Source organism: Streptomyces sp. NPDC007917 (assembly GCF_042959105.1).
GTDB lineage: Bacteria > Actinomycetota > Actinomycetes > Streptomycetales > Streptomycetaceae > Streptomyces.
Genome location: NZ_JBIBKK010000006.1, coordinates 414,800 through 437,709 on the forward strand (window position 1 = coordinate 414,800; position 22,910 = coordinate 437,709).

Annotated in this window: 19 protein-coding genes; 5 read left to right on the forward strand and 14 right to left on the reverse strand. The window is 73.1% G+C overall.

Translation table 11 applies throughout. The features are described 5' to 3' along the window. Positions 1–29: 29 nt before the first annotated feature. The 7 genes from ACFZDL_RS14750 to hrcA form a co-directional block, all read right to left on the reverse strand. A complete protein-coding gene (locus tag ACFZDL_RS14750) occupies positions 30–950 on the reverse strand; it encodes a ribonuclease Z (protein ID WP_353589611.1) in 921 nt (306 codons plus the stop codon). A gap of 5 nt (positions 951–955) precedes the next feature. Further along, positions 956–1,315 carry a histidine triad nucleotide-binding protein gene (locus ACFZDL_RS14755; protein ID WP_353589613.1) on the reverse strand — a complete coding sequence of 120 codons (360 nt, stop codon included), beginning with the start codon at positions 1,313–1,315 and terminating at the stop codon, positions 956–958. A gap of 170 nt (positions 1,316–1,485) precedes the next feature. Further along, entirely contained in the window at positions 1,486–1,968 is a 483-nt protein-coding gene (locus ACFZDL_RS14760) for a hypothetical protein (protein ID WP_353589774.1), read from the reverse strand. A gap of 145 nt (positions 1,969–2,113) precedes the next feature. Further along, a complete protein-coding gene (locus ACFZDL_RS14765) occupies positions 2,114–2,857 on the reverse strand; it encodes a 16S rRNA (uracil(1498)-N(3))-methyltransferase (RefSeq protein WP_353589615.1) in 744 nt (247 codons plus the stop codon). Continuing rightward, positions 2,854–3,945, reverse strand: coding sequence for a nitronate monooxygenase (locus tag ACFZDL_RS14770; RefSeq protein WP_353589617.1), 1,092 nt, complete (start codon positions 3,943–3,945; stop codon positions 2,854–2,856). Before ACFZDL_RS14770 ends, ACFZDL_RS14765 begins: the two co-directional genes overlap by 4 nt. 60 nt (positions 3,946–4,005) lie before the next feature. Beyond that, the gene (gene dnaJ, locus ACFZDL_RS14775; RefSeq protein ID WP_353589619.1) at positions 4,006–5,142 is read right to left on the reverse strand and encodes a molecular chaperone DnaJ; all 1,137 of its coding nucleotides are present in this window, start codon (positions 5,140–5,142) and stop codon (positions 4,006–4,008) included. After that, a complete protein-coding gene (gene hrcA, locus ACFZDL_RS14780; protein ID WP_353589621.1) occupies positions 5,143–6,159 on the reverse strand; it encodes a heat-inducible transcriptional repressor HrcA in 1,017 nt (338 codons plus the stop codon). 150 nt (positions 6,160–6,309) lie between these two features. On the opposite strand from hrcA, the gene ACFZDL_RS14785 reads away from it, so the two are divergent. Further along, the gene (locus tag ACFZDL_RS14785; protein WP_353589623.1) at positions 6,310–7,044 is read left to right on the forward strand and encodes an MBL fold metallo-hydrolase; all 735 of its coding nucleotides are present in this window, start codon (positions 6,310–6,312) and stop codon (positions 7,042–7,044) included. A gap of 22 nt (positions 7,045–7,066) precedes the next feature. Beyond that, positions 7,067–7,897 (forward strand): DUF3097 domain-containing protein, encoded by an 831-nt coding sequence (locus ACFZDL_RS14790; RefSeq protein ID WP_353589625.1) that lies wholly within the window; start codon positions 7,067–7,069, stop codon positions 7,895–7,897. A 42-nt stretch (positions 7,898–7,939) separates the two neighbouring features. On the opposite strand, the gene hemW is transcribed toward ACFZDL_RS14790, so the two are convergent. The 4 genes from hemW to lepA form a co-directional block, all read right to left on the reverse strand. Then, positions 7,940–9,172: a radical SAM family heme chaperone HemW gene (gene hemW, locus ACFZDL_RS14795; protein ID WP_353589627.1), complete on the reverse strand. Its 1,233-nt coding sequence runs from the start codon at positions 9,170–9,172 to the stop codon at positions 7,940–7,942. Between the two features lie 138 nt (positions 9,173–9,310). Continuing rightward, entirely contained in the window at positions 9,311–11,323 is a 2,013-nt protein-coding gene (locus tag ACFZDL_RS14800) for a SpoIIE family protein phosphatase (protein WP_353589629.1), read from the reverse strand. Between the two features lie 426 nt (positions 11,324–11,749). Then, positions 11,750–13,639, reverse strand: coding sequence for an AMP-dependent synthetase/ligase (locus ACFZDL_RS14805; RefSeq protein WP_353589631.1), 1,890 nt, complete (start codon positions 13,637–13,639; stop codon positions 11,750–11,752). A gap of 225 nt (positions 13,640–13,864) precedes the next feature. Continuing rightward, the gene (lepA, locus tag ACFZDL_RS14810) at positions 13,865–15,745 is read right to left on the reverse strand and encodes a translation elongation factor 4 (protein ID WP_353589632.1); all 1,881 of its coding nucleotides are present in this window, start codon (positions 15,743–15,745) and stop codon (positions 13,865–13,867) included. A gap of 307 nt (positions 15,746–16,052) precedes the next feature. On the opposite strand from lepA, the gene rpsT reads away from it, so the two are divergent. Together rpsT and ACFZDL_RS14820 are read left to right on the forward strand one after the other, a co-directional pair. Next, positions 16,053–16,319 (forward strand): 30S ribosomal protein S20, encoded by a 267-nt coding sequence (gene rpsT, locus ACFZDL_RS14815; RefSeq protein ID WP_353589633.1) that lies wholly within the window; start codon positions 16,053–16,055, stop codon positions 16,317–16,319. A gap of 240 nt (positions 16,320–16,559) precedes the next feature. Further along, positions 16,560–17,540 (forward strand): hypothetical protein, encoded by a 981-nt coding sequence (locus ACFZDL_RS14820; RefSeq protein ID WP_353589635.1) that lies wholly within the window; start codon positions 16,560–16,562, stop codon positions 17,538–17,540. 151 nt (positions 17,541–17,691) lie between these two features. On the opposite strand, the gene holA is transcribed toward ACFZDL_RS14820, so the two are convergent. Continuing rightward, complete coding sequence (gene holA, locus ACFZDL_RS14825) at positions 17,692–18,678, reverse strand: DNA polymerase III subunit delta (RefSeq protein WP_353589637.1); 987 nt, start codon at positions 18,676–18,678, stop codon at positions 17,692–17,694. A 53-nt stretch (positions 18,679–18,731) separates the two neighbouring features. Here holA and ACFZDL_RS14830 point away from each other — a divergent pair, with 53 nt between their 5' ends. Beyond that, on the forward strand, positions 18,732–19,010 hold the full coding sequence (locus ACFZDL_RS14830; RefSeq protein WP_353589638.1) for a hypothetical protein: 279 nt from the start codon (positions 18,732–18,734) through the stop codon (positions 19,008–19,010). A 44-nt stretch (positions 19,011–19,054) separates the two neighbouring features. Here the strand turns inward: ACFZDL_RS14830 and ACFZDL_RS14835 are convergent, their stop codons facing one another. Beyond that, the gene (locus tag ACFZDL_RS14835) at positions 19,055–21,742 is read right to left on the reverse strand and encodes a ComEC/Rec2 family competence protein (RefSeq protein WP_353589640.1); all 2,688 of its coding nucleotides are present in this window, start codon (positions 21,740–21,742) and stop codon (positions 19,055–19,057) included. Beyond that, positions 21,739–22,833 (reverse strand): ComEA family DNA-binding protein, encoded by a 1,095-nt coding sequence (locus tag ACFZDL_RS14840; protein ID WP_353589642.1) that lies wholly within the window; start codon positions 22,831–22,833, stop codon positions 21,739–21,741. Before ACFZDL_RS14840 ends, ACFZDL_RS14835 begins: the two co-directional genes overlap by 4 nt. Positions 22,834–22,910 lie beyond the last annotated feature (77 nt).

A 22,910-nucleotide genomic window follows, 5' to 3' on the forward strand; every position in this document is an offset into this window, starting at 1 on the left:
AGCGGCGGGGCCCGAGCGTGAGCGGGCGCTCAGCGCCGCTTGGGCAGCGCCACGCTCATCAGGTCCTGCGCCACCGTGAGCTCGCCCTCGAAGCCCGCCGCCCGCGCCTGGCGCTCGAAGTCGGAGGGGTCGCCGTACCGCTGGGAGAAGTGGGTCAGCACCAGGTGCCGCACCCCCGCCTCCGCGGCCAGCCGCGCCGCCTGGCCTGCCGTGAGATGCCCGTACTCGACCGCCAGCGGCTCGTCCTCGTCCAGGAAGGTCGACTCGATCACCAGCAGGTCGCAGCCCTGGGCGAGGTCGTAGGCGCCCTCGCACAGCCGGGTGTCCATGACGAAGGCGAAGCGCTGTCCGCGCCGCACCTCGCTGACCTCCTCCAGCGTGACCGTGCGCCCCTCCCGCTCCAGCGCCCCTTCGCGCTGCAGCCGGCCGACCTCCGGCCCGCGGATGCCGTGCGCCGCCAGCCGCTCGGGCAGCATCCGGCGGCCGTCGGGCTCGATCAGCCGGTAGCCGTAGGACTCGACCGGGTGGGAGAGCCTGCGCGCCTCCAGCGTGTACCCGGCGGTCCGCGTCAGGACCCCGCCCCGGCCGGACACCGGCGCCTCGGCCAGCGGCACGGTCTCGCGGTACGCGGTCGCGTACCGCAGCCGCTCGAAGAAGCGCTGTCCGCTCGCCGGGTAATGCGCGGTCACCGGGTGCGGCACCCGGTCCAGGTTGATCCGCTGGACGACCCCGGCAAGACCCAGCGAGTGGTCCCCGTGGAAGTGCGTGACACAGATCCGGTTGATGTCATGGGCCGCGACCCCCGCCCGCAGCATCTGCCGCTGGGTGCCCTCGCCGGGGTCGAAGAGGATGCCCTCGCCGTCCCAGCGCAGCAGATAGCCGTTGTGGTTGCGGTGCCGGGTCGGCACCTGGCTCGCGGTGCCCAGGACGACCAGTTCACGTACGGACAACGGGACTACCCGGGGGGCCAGTTGAAGCCGCGGCCGCCCAGGACGTGGGCGTGCGCGTGGAAGACGGTCTGCCCCGCGCCCGAGCCGGTGTTGAAGATGACGCGGAAGCCGGTGCCGTCGATCGACTCGTCGGCGGCGACCGCGCCCGCCTCGCGCAGTATGTCGGCGGCGACCTGCGGCTCCGCGTCCGCGAGGGAGGCGGCGTCCGGGTAGTGGACCTTGGGGATCACCAGGACGTGGGTCGGCGCCTGGGGATTGATGTCCCGGAAGGCGAGGGTCGTCCCGGTCTCGCGGACGACGGTCGCCGGCACCTCCTTCGAGACGATTTTGCAGAACAGGCAGTCGGCCTGCGGTTCTCCCGCCACCGGTGGCTCCTTACGCAACGTCGGCTGGTACGGAACCGGATGCTACCGGGACGCCCGGAGGGCGCGCGCCGAAACCACGGGGTGGTCCGCCGCCGTGGAGCGGGAGCGGTGCGCCGGCTGCGGCCGCCTCTCGGCCGGCCGCTTCCCGGCGCCCGCCCGTCGGCCGCCTCCTACTTGCCGCTGTCCCTGTCGCTGCCTCTGTCGCTGCCTTTGTCGCTGGCCGCCGTGGTCCGCCGGTCCCACGGGTGGACGGTCTTCCGGGACGGCTTGGGATGCGCCGTCTTCCGTGCGTTGCAGTCGCCGATCACATTCGCCCGGAAGACCTGGTGGCCGTCCACCTTGGCGGTCAGATCGCCCCGTACGCAGATGTTCTTGCGCTCGTAGGTGACGGTGCCGCTGACCTTGATGGTGCGGTCGTCCTTGGTCTCGCCCCGGCAGTGGACGGAGGCCTTCGCGTCCCGCGACGGGCCGGACGTGTGCTTGCCCTTCACATCCGCGTTGCAGGTCATCCAGCGCACGTCTATGCCGCCCTTTTCGAGCGCGCGCGTGCTGACCCGGTCCGTGGTGACCGCCACCCCGATGGCGCTGAGCCCCGTCTTGTCCCTGGGCTCGCACGCCGTCACCGCGACGGCCGCCAGGGCCGCCGCCACCACCGCCAAGAGCGCGTTCCTTTGATGCCTCATTGCCCCCATAGGGAGAGGTTCCCACCGGAGCGGGGGAATCCGGAAGGGCACACTCGGCCACATGATCCGCCGGGCGCGCGGGGGCAGTCGGGGGCATCCGGGTGGCGGTGGGGCGTCAGCTCCAGCGGCCCGTGCGCCCCAACAGCAGCGCGGCCGCCGCCGTTCCGGCCGTGGAGGTGCGCAGCACGGTCGGGCCCAGGCGGTACGGGCGCGCCCCGGCCTCGGCGAAGGCAGCCAACTCCTCGGGCGACACACCCCCTTCGGGGCCCACCACCAGCGCGACGCTCCCCCCGGCGGGCAGCGGCGCCGTCGCCAGCGGCTCCCCGCCCTCCTCGTGCAGGACGGCCGCGAAGTCGGACTCGGCCAGAAGACGGGCAACCTGGCGGGTCGTCATCGCGTCCGTCACCTCGGGGAAGAGGAGCCGACGCGACTGCTTGCCCGCCTCCCGGGCCGTCGAACGCCACTTGCCCAGCGCCTTCAGGCCGCGCTCGCCCTTCCACTGGGTGACACAACGCGCCGCCGTCCAGGGCACGATGGCGTCCACGCCCGTCTCCGTCATGGTCTCCACGGCCAGTTCGCCGCGGTCCCCCTTCGGCAGCGCCTGGACGACGGTGATCCGCGGGCTCGGCGGCGCCTCATGACGTACCTCGGCCACCTCCACCAGCAGCCGGTCCTTGCCCTCGACGGCCGCCACGGCGCCGAAAGCGCCCGTACCGGCCCCGTCCGTCAGCACCACCGGCTCGCCCACGCGCAGCCGGCGCACCGACACGGCATGCCGGCCCTCCGGCCCCTCGAGCGTCAGCCGCGCCCCCACGGCCGCCCCCGCGAGGGAGTCGGCCAGGAAGACAGGAGCGGTCACGACACCGCACCTCTGTCCCGCCCGACGCCCAAACCCTCACGTGCCGCGTCCAGTTCGGCTGCCAGCGTCTCCACCAGCCGCGCGGCGGGCAGCTCCCGGGCCAGCCGGTGCCCCTGCCCCGCCCACAGCGCCATGCCCTGCGGATCGCCGGCCTTCGCCGCCGCCTTCCGCAGCCCCGAGGTGAGGTGGTGCACCTGGGGGTAGGCGGCCGGGGCGTACCGGCCGTGCTCGCGCATGAAGCGGTTGACCAGCCCGCGCGCGGGGCGCCCGGAGAAGGCGCGGGTCAGCTCCGTACGGCCGAACACCGGGTCGGTCATGGCCTTCTTGTGCAGGGTGTTGGCCCCCGACTCGGGGCAGACCAGGAACGCGGTCCCCAGCTGGGCCGCGACCGCGCCCGCCGCCAGCACCCCGGCGATCTGCGAGCCGCGCATCAGCCCGCCCGCCGCGATGACCGGAATCTGCACGACCTCCCGGACCAGCGCGACCAGCGACAGCAGCCCCAGCCCGGCGCCCGTCCCGTCGGCGCGCGGGTCGTCGCGGTGGGTGCCCTGGTGGCCGCCCGCCTCGACGCCCTGCACGCATACGGCGTCGGCGCCCGCCCACTGGGCGGCCTGCGCCTCGGCGGGCGAGGTGACGGTCACCACCGTCCGCGTCCCGGCCTTCCCGAACGCGTCGAGAACGGCGCGGGTGGGACAGCCGAAGGTGAACGAGACGACCGGGACCGGGTCGTCGAGGAGTATCGCCAGCTTGGCGTCGTACGCGTCGTCGGAGCCCGAGTCGGGGTCGCCCAGCGGGGTGTCGTACCAGGCCGCCTCCCCGGCGAGCTGCTCGCGGTAGACCTCCACGGCGGCGGGGTCGGCGGTGAGCGGCTGCGGCATGAACAGGTTCACGCCGAAGGGCCGGCCGGTCTGCCCCCGCACCTGCTTGATCTCCTCGTACATCGCCTCCGGCGTCTTGTAGCCGGCGGCGAGGAACCCGAGGCCGCCGGCCTCGGAGACGGTGACAGCCAACTGCGGGCAGGAGGCCCCACCCGCCATCGGGGCCTGCACGATCGGGTACCGAAAGAGATCGGTCAGCGCGGAGGACATGGCGACATCGTGTCATGTCCTCCGCGTGGATCAGTACTCGGCTCGGGGCCCCTGAGGGCTCTACCGTCCGTTGAACGCATCCTTCAGCCGCGAGAACAACCCCTGCTGCCCTGGCTTGAATTCGCCCATCGGCCGTTCCTCGCCCCGCAGCTTGGCCAGCCGGCGCAGCAGCTCCTCCTGCTCCGGGTCGAGCTTGGCCGGGGTCTGCACCTCGACGTGGACGATCAGGTCGCCTCGGCCGCCGCCGCGCAGGTGGGTCACGCCGCGCTGGTGGAGCGGGATCGACTGGCCGGACTGGGTGCCGGGCCGGATGTCGACCTCCTCCAGGCCGTCGAGCGTCTCCAGGGGCACCTTCGTGCCCAGGGCCGCCGCCGTCATCGGGATGGTCACAGTGCAGTGCAGATCGTCGCCCCGGCGCTGGAAGACCGGGTGCGGGACCTCGTGGATCTCCACGTACAGATCGCCCGCCGGGCCGCCGCCCGGGCCGACCTCGCCCTCGCCGGCGAGCTGGATCCGGGTGCCGTTGTCCACGCCGGCCGGGATCTTCACGGTCAGCGTCCGGCGCGAGCGGATCCGCCCGTCGCCCGCGCACTCCGGGCACGGCGTCGGCACCACGGTGCCGAAGCCCTGGCACTGCGGGCAGGGCCGGGAGGTCATGACCTGGCCGAGGAAGGACCGGGTCACCTGGGACACCTCGCCACGGCCCCGGCACATGTCACAGGTCTGCGCCGTGGTGCCGGGCGCCGCGCCCTCGCCGCTGCACGTCGTACAGACGACCGCGGTGTCGACCTGGATGTCCTTGGTGGTCCCGAAGGCCGCCTCGGTCAGCTCCACATCGAGGCGGATCATGGCGTCCTGGCCGCGCCGGGTCCTGGACCGCGGGCCGCGCTGGGACGCGGTGCCGAAGAAGGCGTCCATGATGTCGGAGAAGTTGCCGAAGCCGGCGCCGAAGCCGCCCGCGCCGCCCCCGCCGCCCGCGGCGGACAGCGGGTCCCCGCCCAGGTCGTAGACCTGCTTCTTCTGGGGATCGGACAAGACCTCGTAGGCGGCGTTGATCTCCTTGAACCGCTCCTGGGTCTTGGGATCCGGATTCACGTCCGGGTGCAGCTCGCGCGCGAGCCGGCGGAATGCCTTCTTGATCTCGTCCTGCGAGGCATCACGCCGCACGCCCAGGACTGCGTAGTAGTCCGTCGCCACTTACGACTCCGCCAGGATCTGTCCGACGTAACGTGCCACTGCGCGTACCGCTCCCATCGTTCCGGGGTAGTCCATGCGGGTCGGTCCGACCACGCCGAGTTTGGCGACCGCCTCGTCGCCCGAACCGTAGCCGACTGCCACGACCGAAGTGGAATTCAGGCCCTCGTGAGCATTCTCATGACCGATCCGTACGGTCATGCCCGAGTCCTTCGCCTCGCCGAGCAGCTTGAGGAGCACGACCTGCTCCTCGAGCGCTTCGAGCACGGGCCGGATCGTCAGGGGGAAATCGTGTCCGAAACGGGTGAGATTGGCGGTGCCGCCGATCATCAGCCGCTCCTCGGTCTCTTCGACCAGCGTCTCCAGCAGGGTGGCCAGGACCGTCGAGACGGACCCCCGGTCCTCCTGCTCGAAGGACTCGGGCAGGTCCTGCACCAGCTGCGGCACATCCGCGAACCGCCGGCCCACGACCCGGCTGTTCAGCCTGGCCCGCAGGTCCGCCAGCGACTCCTCGCTCACGGGCGTCGGGCAGTCCACCATGCGCTGCTCGACCCGGCCGGTGTCGGTGATCAGCACCAGCATCACGCGCGCCGGGCTCGTCGACAGCAGCTCCACATGGCGGACCGTCGAGCGGGTCAGCGAGGGGTACTGCACCACCGCGACCTGCCGGGTCAGCTGCGCGAGCAGCCGGACCGTGCGGCCCACCACGTCGTCGAGGTCCACGGCGCCGTCCAGGAAGTTCTGGATGGCCCGCCGCTCCGGCGTGGACAGGGGCTTCACCCCGGCCAGCTTGTCGACGAACAGCCGGTAGCCCTTGTCCGTGGGGATGCGCCCGGCGCTGGTGTGCGGCTGGGCGATATAGCCCTCGTCCTCCAGGGCCGCCATATCGTTGCGCACCGTGGCCGGGGAGACGCCCAGCCGGTGCCGCTCGGTGAGCGCCTTGGAGCCGACCGGCTCCTCCGTGCCCACATAGTCCTGGACGATCGCACGCAGTACCTCGAGTCTGCGTTCGCTGAGCACCGCGCGCACCTCCAGTCCAGCCGTCTCATCAGGTCTTCCCCCTGGCACTCAATGGTCACGAGTGCCAGAACCCCTCAGCCAGTGTACGGCGGGGTGCCGTGGCCGGGGCAAGAGCCGCCGCTTTGCCACCGCTGGAGCTAGCGTCTCCGTATGGACACCCGTTGGGAAGAGGCGCGCTGGGAAGATCTCGCGCCGTCCGTCATCCGGTGCCGGCTGCCGGGCTGGGACGCGACCGTCGGCGCGATCGCCGGCCGGACCGGCGTCCTGGTCGTGGACACCGGCGCCGATCTGGCCGAGGGCGCCTGGGTGCGCCGCGAGGTCACCCGGCTCTTCGGCCGCCGGCCCACTCACATCGCCCTCACCCACCCCCACTTCGACCATGTCTTCGGCACCGCCGCCTTCGCGGGCTGCGAGGTGTACGGGGCCGCCGGACTCGACGAGCTGCTGGGCCGCGAACGGGACGCGCTGCGCGAGGACGCGGTGCGCCACGGCGCGGACCCCGGCGCCGCCGCCGGGGCCGCCGACCATCTCGTACGCCCGCACCACCTGGTGTGCGGCGAGCTCACCCTGGACCTGGGCGACCGGCCCGTCCTGCTGGCGAACGTGGGCCCCGGCCACACCGCTCACGACCTGGCCGTCCTCGTCCCCGGCCGGGCCCCGGGCGAGCCCGAGGTGGTCTTCTGCGGCGATCTGGTCGAGGAGTCGGGGCAGCCCCAGGCGGGCGCCGACGCGATCCCCGGCCAGTGGCCGGCCGCCCTGGACCGGCTGCTCGCCCTCGGCGGCGAGGACGCGCTGTACGTCCCGGGGCACGGCGCCGTCGTGGACGCCCGGTTCGTCCGGGCGCAGCGCGACGAACTCGCGGCTCGCTTCGGCGTGTCCCCCTGAGGTCGGCGCTAGGGTCACTCGGATGCGACAGTACGACCCGGACCTGACCCCGCCCTGGAAGCGCCAGGCGCCCGCGCCCGAGGTGCCGGCCGAGCCCGACCTGGTCGTCAAGGAGGTCACCACCGGGTTCTGCGGTGCCGTGATCCGCTGCGAGAAGACCGCGCAGGGCCCCACGGTGACTCTGGAGGACCGCTTCGGCAAACACCGGGTCTTCCCCATGGAACCGCGCGGCTTCCTCCTGGAGGGCCGCGTCGTCACCCTGGTGCGCCCCCGCGCCGCCGCCCCCACGGGCCCGCGCCGCACGGCCTCCGGCTCCCTCTCCCTCCCCCAGGCCCGCGCGCGCGTCGCCCGCGCTGGGCGCATCTACGTGGAGGGGCGCCATGACGCGGAGCTCGTCGAGCGGGTGTGGGGGGACGACCTGCGCATCGAGGGCGTGGTCGTGGAGTACCTGGAGGGGATCGACGACCTGCCGGCGATCGTCCGCGACTTCTCCCCCGGCCCCGACGCCCGCCTCGGCGTGCTGGTCGACCATCTGGTCCCGGGCACGAAGGAGTCCCGTATCGCGGCCGAGGTCACCGGGGAGCACGTGCTGGTCGTCGGGCACCCCTACATCGACGTGTGGGAGGCCGTGAAGCCCTCCTCGGTCGGCATTCCCGCCTGGCCGACGGTGCCGCGCGGCCAGGACTGGAAGACGGGGGTCTGCCGGGCGCTGGGGTGGCCCGAGAACACGGGGGCGGCCTGGCAGCGGATCCTGTCCTCGGTCCGCACGTACAAGGACCTGGAGCCGAGCCTGCTGGGGCGGGTGGAGGAGCTGATCGACCATGTGACCGTGGGCGGTCCGGACGGGCCGTAAGAGGGCCTGTCGGGGCGCGTCAGGCACGCCTCGGGTCGGGCGTCAGTCCACCAGGTCGCGCACGACCGCGTCGGCCAGCAGCCGCCCCCGCAGGGTGAGCACCGCCCGGCCCGCGCCGTACGGCTCCGGCTCCAGCAGGCCGTCCGCCAGCGCCCTGGCCGCCGCGGCGGCGCCCGCCGGGGCCAGCAGGTCCAGCGGGCAGCCCTCCGCGAGCCGCAGCTCCAGCAGGATCCGCTCGACCCGGCGCTCCTCGTCGGTCAGCACCTCACGGCCCGCTCCCGGGGACCGGCCCTCGCTCAGGGCCTGTGCGTACGCACCGGGGTGCTTCACGTTCCACCAGCGCACGCCGCCCACATGGCTGTGCGCGCCGGGGCCGGCGCCCCACCAGTCCGCGCCGCGCCAGTACAGCTCGTTGTGGCGGCACCGGCCGGCGTCCGAGGTGGCCCAGTTCGACACCTCGTACCAGTGGAACCCGGCCGCCGACAGCGTCTCCTCCGCGATGAGGTACCGGTCGGCGTGCACATCGTCGTCGGTCATCGGCACCTCGCCGCGCCGGATGCGCCGGGCGAGCTGGGTGCCCTCCTCGACGATCAGCGCGTACGCCGACACATGGTCGGGCCCGGCGCCCAGCGCGGCCTCCAGCGAGGCGCGCCAGTCCGCGTCGCTCTCCCCCGGCGTGCCGTAGATCAGGTCCAGGTTCACATGGTCGAACCCGGCCGCCCGCGCCTCGGCCACGCACGCCTCGGGGCGGCCCGGGGTGTGGGTGCGGTCCAGTACGCGCAGGACGTGCTGCCGGGCGCTCTGCATCCCGAACGACACCCGGTTGAACCCGGACTCCCGCAGCCGCTCCAGATACCGCGGGTCGACCGACTCCGGGTTCGCCTCGGTGGTGACCTCGGCCCCCTCCGCCAATCCGAACTCGTCCCGGATGGCGCCGAGCATCCGCCCGAGATCGGCGGCCGCCAGCAGGGTCGGGGTACCGCCCCCGACGAACACGGTCTCGACCGGCCGGGGGTCGTCCCCCAGCACCTTGCGGGCGAGGCGGACCTCCTCGATCACCATGTCGGCGTAGTTGTCGCGGGAGGCGAGCACGCCGCCGGATCCGCGCAGCTCAGTGGCGGTGTAGGTGTTGAAGTCGCAGTACCCGCAGCGGGTCGCGCAGTAGGGCACATGCAGATAGAACCCGAGCGGCCGGTTCGCTGCCTGGGCCAGGGCGCTCGCGGGCAGCGCGCCGTCCTCGGGCATGGGCTCGCCATCGGGCAGTACGGAAGGCATGCCCCCCATTGTCCGCCATCGGCGCGGCGCGCCGAACGCCTCGCGCCCGGGGCGCCCCGCGCGGCCGAAGCCGCGCGCCGGGGAAGGGATCCGTGTCGGGGAAGAGATCCGTCCGGGACGCCCCCTAGGCCATTCCCCTTAGGCCCTCTCCGGGCGATCTTCGCGCGCCCGCAGCACCAGCATCGCCAGATCGTCGTCCGGCGGCTCGACCGCGAACGCGTGCACCGCCTGGCGGATCCGCTCCGCCACGTCCCCCGCGTCCAGCCCCACGCAGTCGCCCAGCAGCGACGCCAGCCCATCCCCGTCGTCGAACTGCCGGGCGCCGGATCTGTGCTCCGTCACCCCGTCGGTCACGCACACCAGCGTCTCCTCGGGCGCAAGCTCGAAGGTCTCGCTCTCGTACGCGACGTCGTCCACGACGCCCAGCAGGATCTGCGGCTCGGCGACGGTGCGCACCGACCCGTCCGGCCGGAGCACCAGGGGCAGCGGGTGCCCCGCGCTGGCGAGCGTGCAGCGGATGCCGTCCCGGCCTTCCTCGCCGAGCGGCATCAGCTCCCCGTACAGCAGCGACAGGAACCGCGACGCCCCGCCGCCCACCGGCAGCCCCACGCCCGCGGCCACGGCCTCCGCCGCGCCCTCGACGGCGGCCTCGACGGCTTCCTCCCCGAGCATCCGGTTGAGCCGTTCCAGGACCTCCCCGACGCCGTACCCCTCGCGCGCCAGCAGCCGCAGCCAGGGCCGTACGAGCCCGGTCACCACGGCCGCCTCCGGCCCGTTGCCGCATACGTCGCCGAGGACGAAGACCCAGCGGCCGTCCCCGGCGGGGAAGATGTCGTAGAAGTCGCCCCCGGCCGAGGTGCCGCCGGTCGGCTCGTAGACCACCGCCGACTCCACGCCCGGGATGCGGGCGATACGGGACGGCAGCAGCCCGCGCTGCAGCACGCGGCTGATCGTCTCCTGGCGCGTGTACTGCCGGGCGGAGGCCAGCGCCAGCGCGACCCGGCGGGCGAAGTCCTCGACCAGCCCCGCCACCTCGCCCGGCACCCGCATCAGCCCGGCCCGGCCGAGCAGCAGCGTGCCGACGGTGCGCCCGCCCGCGATCAGGCGGCAGGCCAGGGCCGCGCCGCCGGGCCCGTAGGCGGAGGGGTCGGTGGGCCACGGCCAGGGCACGGCCCGGCCGCGCGCGGTGGCGGGCAGGTCCGGGGGCTCCTTCTCGAGCACCTGGCGGAGGGTTTCGATCCGGCTCTCGCTCGCGTGCCACACCTGGGCGAGCCGCGGCGGGCCGCCTTCCGTGTCGAGCCACACCGCGCTCCAGTCGGCGAACCGCGGCACCAGCAGCTGGGCGGCCAGCGAGGTCACCATGTCCTCGTCGAACTGCCCGGCCAGCAGCTCGGACGCCTCGGCGAGGAAGGACAGCGCGCCCTCCCGGATCCAGTCGGCGTCGGTAGGGCGGACGCCGACGCGCCGGGGGTCGGGGGCCAGCAGTTCGACGGCGTAGGCGTCGCCGCGCGGCGAGTCGCCGTTCAGCGGGTCGCCGCTCGACGCGTCGCCCTTGAAGGAGCCGTCATTGAACGAGCCGTCCTTGAGGGAGCCGTCTTTCGGGGAGCCGCCCGGGGCGGTGGGCAGGTCGGCGGGCAGTGAACCGCCCGGGACGGATTCCCCCGGAAGGGTGACGGGCTCGGCCGCGGTGACGGGCAGTTGGAACCACACCGTCTTGCTGTCCCGGCGATAGGCCGTGCCCCAGCATTCGGCGAGCTCAGCCACCAGCCGCAGCCCGTGTCCGGTGCACCCCGGGTCCTCGCCCCCGTCGGGTGGCTCGCCGCGCAGGAAGCGGGTGGGGTGATGGTCGGTCACCTCCACGACCACGGAGGGCACTTCCCCGTCACCCGTTAAGACGTCCAGCGCACAGCTCACCTCAACCGCCGTCCCGGCGTGCACCACGGCGTTGGTGACCAGCTCGCTCATCAGCAGCACGACCTCGTCCGCGACCCGGTCGGGGATCCGGCCGACGGCGGGGAAGTCGAGCGCGGTCCAGTCCGCGAGGGCCGTGCGTGCGAACCGGCGGGCGGCGGAGGCCGCCAGCGGATTGCCGGGCAGGCTGGTGCGCGCGGCGGCGATCCGAGCGGCCGGCACGGCCCCGGGCACGGCCACGAGCGCCGGTCCCGGCGCGGATCCGGGCCGGGGGCGGGGCACTACGCCCGGCACTGCCCCCGGCGCCGGATCAGGTGTGACAGAAGCAGGTGTGGCAGAAGAAGGCGTCCCCACTGTGCGGCTCCTGAGCAGTCCCGGCGTCATGCCGTAGTCCGACACCGACAGAGTGGCAGACATGCCGCCCTCATATGCACCGAGTTACGCAAGTGAGCCGCGATGAGGGGAAAAATCCGGTGAACAGTGTGTCGGAGCTGCGGCAGCTGTGCGGATGGTACGCCCCGTGCGGCTCATGAGCCCCACCCGACACCCCGCCCGGGATGCCCGGCGCACGGGAACTCGCCGGCCGCCCGAACCTTCAGGCCACCCCGAACCTTCAGGCCACCCCGAACCTTCAGGCCACCCCGAACCTTCGGGCCACCCGAGCTCTCAGGCTTCCCTCGTGCCCGTGTACATATCCTCCAGCAGGTCCTTGTATTCCCGCTCGACCACCGGTCGCTTCAGCTTCAGGCTCGGCGTGAGCTCACCGTGCTCGACGTCCAGGTCACGCGGCAGCAGCCGGAACTTCTTGATCGTCTGCCAGCGCTGCAGCCCCTCGTTGAGCCGCCGCACATAGCCGTCGATCAGCTCCCGCACCTCGTCCGTGGCCACCAGTTCGGCGTACGGCGTGCCCTCCAGGCCGTGTTCCCGCGCCCAGCCCATGATCGTGGGTTCGTCGAGGGAGATCAGCGCGGTGCAGTAGTTGCGGTCCGCGCCGTGCACCAGGATGTTGGAGACGAACGGGCACACCGCCTTGAACTGGCCCTCGACCTCGGCCGGCGCGACGTACTTCCCGCCCGAGGTCTTGATCAGGTCCTTCTTCCGGTCGGTGATGGTGAGATAGCCGTCGGGCGAGAGCTCGCCGATGTCGCCGGTGTGGAACCAGCCGTCGGACTCCAGCACCTCCTCGGTCAGGTCCGGCAGCCCGTGGTAGCCCTGCATGATGGACGGCCCGCGCATCAGGATCTCGCCGTCCTCGGCCACCCGCACCTCAAGACCCGCGAACGCCTTGCCCACCGTGCCGGTGCGGTACTCCACCGGGTTGAGGAAGCCGGGGCCGCTGGTCTCGGTGAGCCCGTAGCCCTCCAGGATGTTGATGCCGGCGCCGGCGAAGAAGTAGCCGATGTCGGGCGCCAGCGCGGCAGCGCCCGACACCGCGGCCCGCAGCCGCCCGCCGAACGCCTCGCGCAGCTTGGCGTAGACCAGCTTGTCGGCGACGGCGTGCTTGGCCTTGAGGCCCATGGGCACGGAGGCCGTGCCGGTGCGGCGGAAGTTGTCCTGGGAGGTCTTGGCGTACTCGCGGGCCACCTCGACCGCCCACCGGAAGATCTTGTACTTGGCGGCGCCGCCGGCGCGGGCCCGCTGCGCCACGCCGTTGTAGACCTTCTCGAAGATCCGCGGCACGGCGCACATGTAGGTGGGCCTGACCACCGGCAGATTCTCGATGATCTTGTCCTGCCGGCCGTCCACGGCCGTCGTGTGCCCGACGTACACCTGCCCCGCCGTCAGCACCTTGCCGAAGACATGCGACAGCGGCAGCCACAGGTACTGCACATCGTCGGCGAAGAGGATCCCGTCGAGATTGCCGATCACGATGGCCATGTAGGACCAGGTGTCATGCGCCAGGCGTACGCCCTTGGGGCGTCCGGTGGTACCGGAGGTGTAGATGAGCGTGGCCAGCTGGTCGGCGCGGAGCGCGTCCATGCGCGCGCGCACCGCGTCCGGGTGATCCTCGAGATGGGCCGTGCCGCGCTTCTCCAGCTCGGCGAGCGAGAGCACCCAGCCCTCGGGGTCGCCCTCGGCGGGGATCGCGTCCTCGGCGTTGATCACCACGACATGGGCCAGGTCGGGAAGTTCCTCGCGCTGCTCCCGCGCCTTGGCCAGCTGCGCCGCGTCCTCGGCGATCAGCACCCGGCTGCCGGAGTCGGAGAGGATGAAGGCCGTCTCCTCGGCGTTGGTGTTCGGGTAGACCGTGGTGGTGGCCGCGCCCGCGCACAGCACCCCGAGGTCGGTCAGGATCCACTCGATGCGCGTGGAGCAGGCCAGCGCCACCCGCTCCTCGGGGCGGACGCCGAGGTCGATCAGGCCGGCGGCGATGGCGAAGACCCGGTCCGCGGTCTCGCGCCAGGTCAGGGGCTGCCAGTCGTCGGGGCCCTCGCCCGAGGCGGGCGGGACCGGATAGCGGTAGGCCTCGGCGTCCGGCGTCGCCTCGACGCGCTGGAGGAAGTGCGTCGCCAGGGACGGCGGGCGGTTCTCGAGCAAGGTCTTTGTGTCGGTCACGGCATCCTCCGGAGCCCGCCTCAGTGCTTGCCTCGCGCTTATTGACTCGCGAGTAACCTTTGAGCAGTGATCAGGGTAAGGGCCGGAACCGTACCGCGTAAGGGGGCTTCGGCCACCTTGTTGAAACTTAGGGCGCGCCGGTGCGGAAGCACGGGGAAGAAGTCGCGTGAAGAGGGCGGTGGGCCGGGCGCGCCGCGCGCCGGGCCCACCGCCCTCCGGGCCGCGCTACTTCTTCGCTTTCGCGTCGCCCTCGGAGTCGGAGGACAGCACGGCGATGAAGGCCTCCTGCGGGACCTCCACGCTGCCGACCATCTTCATCCGCTTCTTGCCTTCCTTCTGCTTCTCCAGCAGCTTCCGTTTCCGGGAGATGTCACCGCCGTAGCACTTGGCCAGGACGTCCTTGCGGATGGCGCGGACCGTCTCGCGGGCGATCACCCGGCTGCCGATCGCGGCCTGGATCGGCACCTCGAAGTTCTGCCGCGGGATCAGCTCGCGCAGCTTGGCGACCAGCCGGACGCCGTACGCGTACGCCTTGTCCTTATGGGTGATCGCGGAGAAGGCGTCGACCTTGTCGCCGTGCAGCAGGATGTCGACCTTGACCAGGTCGGAGGCCTGCTCGCCGGTGGGCTCGTAGTCGAGCGAGGCATAGCCGCGGGTCTTGGACTTCAGCTGGTCGAAGAAGTCGAAGACCACCTCGGCGAGCGGAAGGGTGTAGCGGATCTCGACCCGGTCCTCGGAGAGGTAGTCCATCCCGAGCATCACACCGCGGCGGTTCTGGCACAGCTCCATGATCGCGCCGATGAACTCGCTCGGGGCCAGGATCGTGGCCCGCACCACCGGCTCATGCACCTGGGCGATCTTGCCCACGGGGAACTCGCTGGGGTTGGTGACCGTGTGCTCGGAGCCGTCCTCCATGTCCACGCGGTAGATCACGTTGGGCGCGGTCGCGATCAGATCGAGACCGAATTCGCGCTCCAGTCGCTCACGGATGACCTCCAGGTGCAGCAGGCCGAGGAAGCCGACGCGGAAGCCGAAGCCGAGGGCCGCCGACGTCTCCGGCTCGTAGACCAGCGCGGCATCGTTGAGCTGGAGCTTGTCCAGGGCCTCGCGCAGCTCCGGGTAGTCCGAGCCGTCCAGCGGATACAGCCCGGAGAAGACCATGGGCTTGGGGTCCTTGTAGCCGCCCAGCGCCTCGGTCGCCCCGTGGGTGAACTGGGTGATCGTGTCGCCGACCTTGGACTGGCGGACGTCCTTCACACCGGTGATCAGATAGCCCACCTCACCCACGGACAGCCCGTCGGCGGGGGTCATCTCGGGCGAGTTGGTGCCGATCTCCAGCAGCTCGTGGGCGGCGCCGGTGGACATCATCTTGATGCGCTCGCGCTTGCCCAGCGTGCCGTCGACGACCTTGACGTAGGTCACGACGCCCCGGTACGCGTCATAGACCGAGTCGAAGATCATGGCGCGGGCGGGGGCGTCCTTGACGCCCACCGGGGCCGGGATCAGCCTGACGACCTCGTTCAGCAGCTCGGCCACGCCCTCACCGGTCTTGGCGGAGACCTTGAGCACATCGGAGGGGTCGCAGCCGATGATGTGGGCCAGCTCGGCGGCGTACTTCTCGGGCTGGGCGGCCGGGAGGTCGATCTTGTTGAGGACCGGGATGATCGTGAGGTCGTTCTCCAGGGCCAGGTAGAGGTTGGCCAGGGTCTGCGCCTCGATGCCCTGGGCCGCGTCGACCAGCAGGATGCAGCCCTCGCAGGCCGCGAGGGAGCGCGAGACCTCGTAGGTGAAGTCCACGTGGCCAGGGGTGTCGATCATGTTGAGGATGTGGGTGGCACCCGCATCCCCGCCCTGATCCCCCTGGGTGGGCGCCCAGGGCAGCCGGACCGCCTGGGACTTGATCGTGATGCCGCGCTCGCGCTCGATGTCCATGCGGTCGAGGTACTGCGCGCGCATCTGCCGCTGCTCGACCACACCGGTCAGCTGGAGCATCCGGTCGGCGAGCGTCGACTTGCCGTGGTCGATGTGCGCGATGATGCAGAAGTTACGGATAAGAGCCGGGTCGGTACGGCTCGGCTCCGGCACATTGGTAGGGGTCGCGGGCACGCAGGGTCCTGTGTCTAGGCGGGACTCGGTGTTGTCAGTCAGTCCATGGTCCCACGACTGGCGACCGCGTCCGGGTTCGGTACGGCTCCGGGCCCTGTCCGGACCCCCTCGGGGCCTGGTCGCGGACGCCCTCGGGGCTTGAGTGCGGACGCCCTCGGGGCTTGGGTGCGGACGCCCTCAAGCCTTGGTTTGGGAGGCCGTGAAGCCTGCTGGTAACCTGGCCGACTGTGTCTCGTGCCCCTCTTGCGCGCGACACCGGATGCGAAACGAAACAGCGAAATCCAACGAACCTGCGAAGGCTCTTTACGTGGCGAACATCAAGTCCCAGATCAAGCGGAACAAGACGAACGAGAAGGCGCGTCTGCGCAACAAGTCCGTCAAGTCCGAGCTGAAGACCGCGATCCGTCGGACCCGCGAGGCCGTCGCCGCCGGTGACGCCGAGAAGGCCACCGTCGCCGCCCGCGTCGCGTCCCGCAAGCTGGACAAGGCCGTCAGCAAGGGCGTCATCCACAAGAACGCCGCCGCCAACAAGAAGTCGGCCCTGGCCACCCAGGTCGCCGGCCTCCAGGGCTGATCTCCGGGGCCACCGCGCTGGCCCCAGGGGCTGACCGCCCCACCCCACCGGTACGGACACAAGCGGTCCCTCTCACCCGCTCCGCCCCGGCAGCCGACAGCAACGACTGCGGCACCGCGCCGCACGCGGCCTGCGTTCGCCACGCGGGTGCGGCGCACCAGCTTTCACCGAAAGCCCCACGCTCGCCCTTTCCCCAGGGCAGCATGGGGCTTTTGGCTTTTAATCGGGTATGTTCACGTCATGTCGATACCGGGGGAGACTCCCAACCCGTACGGGCCGCCGCAGCAGCCCCAGCCACCTCAGCCAGGCGCACCCGCCCCACAGCACAACCCCTACGCCCAGGGCCCGCAGCAGGGACAGTCGCCTCAGCAGTCGCCGTATCCGTACGCGCAGCCGACGATGCCCGCCATGCCGGCCGTCACCGCGATGCCCCCTGGCCCGCCCGGGCCTCCCGGGGCCGGGGGCTGGTCCACGCCCGAGACGGCGGCCGGGGCCGGATACGGCCCGATGGGCACCCAGCAGCCCATGCCGCCCGCCGGCCCGGGCGGCACCGGTGGCAGGGGCGGTGGCAAGGGCTGGGTGTGGGCCCTGGGCGGGGCGGTCGTCGCCTCGGCGGTATGGGCCGGTGTGGTCTTCTCGACCGGCGGCTTCGGGAGCACCGAGAAGAAGGCCGACCTGGGGAGCTACCAGTACGCCGGCAACCTGTGCACCTCCAGCGACTTCTCCCCCATCGAGAACGCCTCCTTCAAGGAGAAGGACTCCACCAGCGGGGCCAATCCGCAGCACAGCAGCTCGGAGGACCCGGCCATGGACTCGATGACGTGCAACGTCGACTACGAGCCCAGCTCCTCGTCCAGCGGCGACTACTCCTCCGCCTGGCTCTACACGACGGCGTATCTGCACCGGAAGACGGACCCCGCGCCCGAGTTCAAGGCGACCTACATGTCGTACAAGAACCAGAAGACCTCCTCCACCCACTACAAGGTGTCCAAGGTCAGCGGTGTCGGCGACGAGGCGTATGTGGTGGCCCAGGAGTACGAGGGCACCAGCAACACCAGCGCCTATGTGATCCTCGGGGTGCGCGACGGCTGGATGACGTACCAGACGACGTGGTCGCAGTACGCGTCGAGTTCGTCGGACAGCCCGATCAAGAGCAACTCCGAGATCACCGAAATGCTCAAGGAGAGCGCCAAGGGGACGCTGGAGAAGCTGCAGAAGTAATCGGCCCGAAGCGGCGCCTGGACGGGCCGTCGGCCCCGTCCGGTCGCTCAGGGCGGGGCGATCCCGACAACGCAGCGCGGGGGCACCTCCCAGCGGTAGCTGGGGGCGCGTGCCAGGCGTCGTGGGGCAGGCGGGACTTTGACGACAGGGCCTAGCGGCCCGCGCGGGCGGCACGGGCGATGGTGACCACCGCCTTCTCCAGCGCGTACTCCGGGTCGTCACCGCCGCCCTTGACCCCCGCGTCGGCCTCGGCCACCGCGCGCAGCGCCACCGCCACGCCGTCCGCCGACCAGCCGCGCATCTGCTGCCGCACCCGGTCGATCTTCCACGGCGGCATGCCGAGCTCACGCGCCAGATCGCCGGGGCGCGCACCGCGCGGCGCTGAGGCGAGCTTGCCGATGGCGCGCACGCCCTGGGCCAGGGCGCTGGTGATCAGCACCGGTGCCACGCCCGTGGCCACGGCCCAGCGCAGCGCCTCCAGGGCCTCGGCGGTGCGCCCTTCGACCGCGCGGTCGGCGACGGTGAAACTGGACGCCTCGGCACGGCCCGTGTAGTACCGGGCGACGACGGCCTCGTCGATCGTGCCCTCCACATCGGCGACGAGCTGCGCACAGGCGCTCGCCAGCTCGCGCAGATCGCTTCCAATGGCGTCGACCAGCGCCTGGCACGCCTCCGGCGTGGCGGACCGCCCGGTGGCCCGGAACTCCGCCCGCACAAAGGCCAGCCGGTCGGCCGGTTTGGTCATCTTCGGGCAGGCGACCTCGCGCGCGCCCGCCTTGCGGGCGGCGTCGAGCAGCCCCTTGCCCTTGGCGCCGCCGGCGTGCAGCAGCACGAGGGTGATCTCCTCGGCGGGGGCGCTCAGATACCCCTTCACGTCCTTGATCGTGTCCGCCGACAGATCCTGTGCGCTGCGCACCACCACGACCTTGCGCTCGGCGAACAGGGACGGGCTCGTCAGCTCGGCGAGCGTGCCGGGCTGCAGCGCGTCCGGAGTGAGGTCGCGCACATCGGTGTCCGGGTCGGCGGCCCGGGCCGCCGCCACCACCTGCTGCACGGCACGGTCGAGCAGCAGGTCCTCCTGGCCCACGGCGAGAGTCACGGGGGCGAGCGGATCGTCGGTCGTCGTCTTCCTGGCCATCGCCGTCCAGCATCCCACGCCCCGCCGACAGGCCCGACAGCCCCGCTCCCCGGATGCCCGACAATGATCCGGTGACCGATGTACGCCCCGACCCCGTACGACATGTCCTCGTGCTGCCCGACCGCGACGCGGCGGAGGAGGTGGCCGAGGGCCTGGCCGACCGCTTCGGCGTCGCCGAGGAACCCCATCTGGTCCGGGACGCGCTGGCCGGCGAGGACGACGCGGAGGACGCGCAGTGGCTGGTGGTCGTGGAGGATCCGGCCGAGGCGCTTGACCCGGCGGCGCTGGACGCGTTCGCGGCCGAGTACGACGGGTGGCTGGAGGCCGACTAGCCCCGGGCTGTGCGGCCGCGCGCCACCGCCGGGCGCGACCCGCGTCATCTGACGGCCGCCCGCAGATCCGGGCCGGTGATCGCGATCGGACCGGCGGAGTCGGTCCGCAGAACGGCGGCGCCCTGGGCGCGGAGGGCGCTGACGGTTCGGGGTGACGGGTGGCCGTACGGGTTTTCCGCGCCACAGCTGATCAGCGCCAGGCGCGGGCTCACCCGGCGGAGCAAACCCGGGTCCTGGTAGGCGGAGCCGTGGTGGGCGACCTTGAGGACGTCCACCTCGGGCAGCGCGGGGTGGGCGGCCAACAGGGCGCTCTGTGCGGGCGGTTCGAGATCCCCCAGCAGGAGGAAGGTCAGGCCCCCTGTGCGGACCAGGAGGGTCACGCTCGCATCGTTCGGCCCCTCCACGGGCGGCACGGCCACGCCTTGTCCTCCCCCGGGCGGCGCGGGCGCGCCTTGCTCCGCCGCCGAGCGCACGGCCGCGGGCGGCGGCCACAACACCTCCCAGGACAGGGAGCCGACCCGGCGGCGCTCGCCCGGCGCGGCGGTGATCATCGGGATATGCGCCGCCCCGGCCCGGCGGCGCACGGACTCGGCCTGGTCCGGCGGGTCCCGCAGGGGCGTCGTCTCGATCGCGCCCACCGCCCTGCCGCGCAGCACGCCGCTCAGCCCTCCCACATGGTCGGCGTGGAAGTGCGTGAGAACGAGCAGCGGAATACGGACCACGCCCAGCCTCCGCAGACAGCGGTCGACGGCGCGCGGCTCGGGACCGGTGTCCACGACGACGGCCGTGCCGGGGCCGGCCGAGAGGACCAGCGCGTCGCCCTGGCCGACATCGCAGACCACCAGCCGCCAACCCGGCGGCGGCCAGCCCGAGATGACGCGGACCAGCGGGGCCGGGCGGATCAGCGCGAGCAGCAGGAGCAGCGCACAGAGCGCGCACAGCAGCCGATGTCTGAGCAGACGGCGGCCGGTGAACACGGCGACGGCGGTGACGGCGGCCAGCAGCAGCCCGCCGGGCCAGCCGCCCGGCCAGGCCAGCTCCGCCCCCGGCAGCCCCGCGCCCGTGCGGGCAACGGAGGCGATCCACCCGGCCGGCCAACCGGCCAGCCAGGCCAGGCACTCGGCGGCCGGGAACGCGAGCGGGGCCGCCGCGAGGGCGGCGAAGCCGAGGACCGTGGCGGGAGCCACCGCGAGCTCGGCGAACAGATTGCAGGGGATCGCCACCAGGCTCACCCGCCCGGCCAGCACCACGACGACCGGCGCGCACACCGCCTGGGCCGCCATGGCCGCCGCCAGCATCTCGGCGGGCCGCGGCGGCAGCCCCCGCCGCCGCAGGGCGGCGCCGAGCCCCGGTGCGAGGGTGAGCAGTGCGCCCGTGGCCAGCACGGAGAGGAGAAAACCGTAGCTCCGCGCCAGCCAGGGGTCGTAGAGGACGAGGGCCAGGACGGCGGCGGCCAGGGCGGGCAGCAGGGACCGACGCCGGCCGGTGGCGATGGCCAGCAGGGTGATCAGCCCGCACGCGGCGGCGCGCAGCACGCTGGGGTCGGGTCTGCAGACGATGACGAAGCCGAGCGTCAGCCCGCCGCCGAACAGCGCGGTCATCCGCAGCGGGATGCCCAGCCGGGCGGCGAGACCACGCCGCTCGGCCCGGGCGGCGAGATGGGGCGGGCCGATGAGCAGCGCGAGGATCACCGACAGGTTGCTCCCGCTGACCGCCAGCAGATGCGTCATGTCGGCTGCCCGGAACGCCTCGTCGAGATCCGCAGGCACCCGTGAGGTGTCCCCCACGACAAGCCCCGGGAGCAGCGCCCGAGCGTCCGGGGCCAGCCCGTCGGTCGCGGCCCGCAGACCGCCCCGCAACCGCCCGGCCACCCGCTGGGCCGCGGTGGGCCCCGCCACGATCCGCGGCGCCCCGCCCCCGTAGACCCGCACCACGGCGGCGATGCGGTCGCCGTCGCGCATCGGCGGGGCGAGGCGGCCGTGGACGCGCAGGCGCGTGGAGGGCAGCAGCCGGAGCCACGCGGCCTGCTGCCGAGGCCGTGGATGGACGATCACCAGGACGGGGGCGCGGGTGGTGGCCGCCGGGCCGCCGCGGTCGGCGGCGACACGAGTGGCCTCCGCCTCCAGCACCACGGACACGGGCGCGGGCGCGGCTCCCCGGACCCGGGGACGGGTGAGGCGCGGGTCGCCCGTGACGGTCAGCTCGACGGAGGCCCCGGCGTACACCCGGGCCAGCGACGGCACCGGCCCCCGCCGTACGTCCGCCGCATGTGCCCAGGCGACAGCGGCCGCCACGGCCCCGCACACCAGCGCCGCGGCCACGCTCCCCCCAAGCCCCCGCCGCCGCGCCCCGGCTCCCGGAGCGGCCACCGCCCCCGGGTCAGCCACAGCCCCCAGGACGGCCCCGCCTCCCCCGGGCGCCCCGCCTCCCGGCACGCCCACGGCCCCCGCTTCGCGGGGACCTGCCGGTCCCGCTCGCGTGGCCGCGGCGCCCCGGGAGCGGCGGGCGGACCACACCAGGGCGGTTGCCGCGAGGCATGCTCCCGCGCAGGCCAGGGCCACCGTGCGGCCGGACGCTCCGAGGGCGAGGGCCGCCGCGAGCCAGGCCGCGAGGGCGGGCGGTACGAGGCGCAGGTCGGCCGGGCCCTCCTGGCGTGGGGTGGAGGCTCCGCGCGGGGAGGCGGCCTCGACGTGCACGGGCGCGCGAGGGCGCGGGGCCTGGCGGGGCGTCATGGGCGGACCAGCGGGCGGAGATCGGCGAACCGGCGGTCGCCGATCCCATTGACTTCGCGGAGTTCATCGACGGAGCGGAATCCGCCGTGCTGGGTGCGGTAGTCGAGGATGTGCCGGGCCAGCACGGGGCCGACCCCGGGGAGGGTGTCCAGTTGGTCGGCGGTGGCGGTGTTCAGGCTGACCGGCCCGGCGGAGGCCGGGCCCGCGCCACCCGCCGCGCCGCCCGCTTCGGCCGTGACGGCGGGGCCGCTGCCAGGAGGGGTCTGGGCAGGAGGCGCGCCGACCACGATCTGCTCGCCGTCCGCCAGGACACGGGCCCGGTTCAGCCCGCTGAGGTCCGCGCCCGGCCGGGCCCCTCCGGCCGCCTCCAGCGCGTCGGCGACCCTCGAACCCGAGCGCAGCCGGTGCACCCCCGGATCACGGACCTTGCCCGACACATCGACCACGACCGAGCTCGCCGCGCCAGGGGCCGGTCCCGCCCCGGCCGTGGGCCCCTCCCCCGGCGCCGGAGCGGCCGAGGCCGGTTCGGAGGCCGCCGGGCGCGGCGGCTCCGGGGCCGGGGCCGCGACGGTCTGCGGCCGGCCGGTCAAGAAGTGGTACGCCGCGAAGGCTGCCGCGACGAGCAGCGCGACGGCCAGCGCGGCCAGGGTCCGCAGCTCGATACCGCAGCGGAGCTGGAGCCACAGCGGCAGCCGCTCCTTCAGCGCGAGCCGCACGCGGTCGCGGCGCGGCAGGCCCGGGCTGCCGGTGCCGGCGTCCTCCTTCCCTGCCTCAGCCCCCTCGGCCGCATTGGCTGCCTCAACCACCTCGGCCACCTTGGCGCCGTCCGCCGCGTCCGCCGCGTCCGCCGTGCCGGCACCGGCGTGTTCTTCGCGCGCCGGAGGTGGTTGGGGAGTCGCGGCGGTGACTCGTGGTGCGCTGGGGAAGAGCGCGGTCGCCCGCGCCTGGCGGTGGTACGCGGCCGCTGCCGGGCGTGCGCCGGCGCCAGGGCGGCGGCGGAGCAGGTGGCGGCCCGGGCCGGAGGGTGGGCGGCGGTCATGGCGGCGGGCGGAGCCCGGCCTGGTGGTCACTGTGCGTGAGTGTGCTCCCATGCGCCTGACGGTAGGCCGCCTCGGCCGATCTCGCCGACGCCCCTCAATTTCCGGGGATAACCCACGAGTTGTGGATA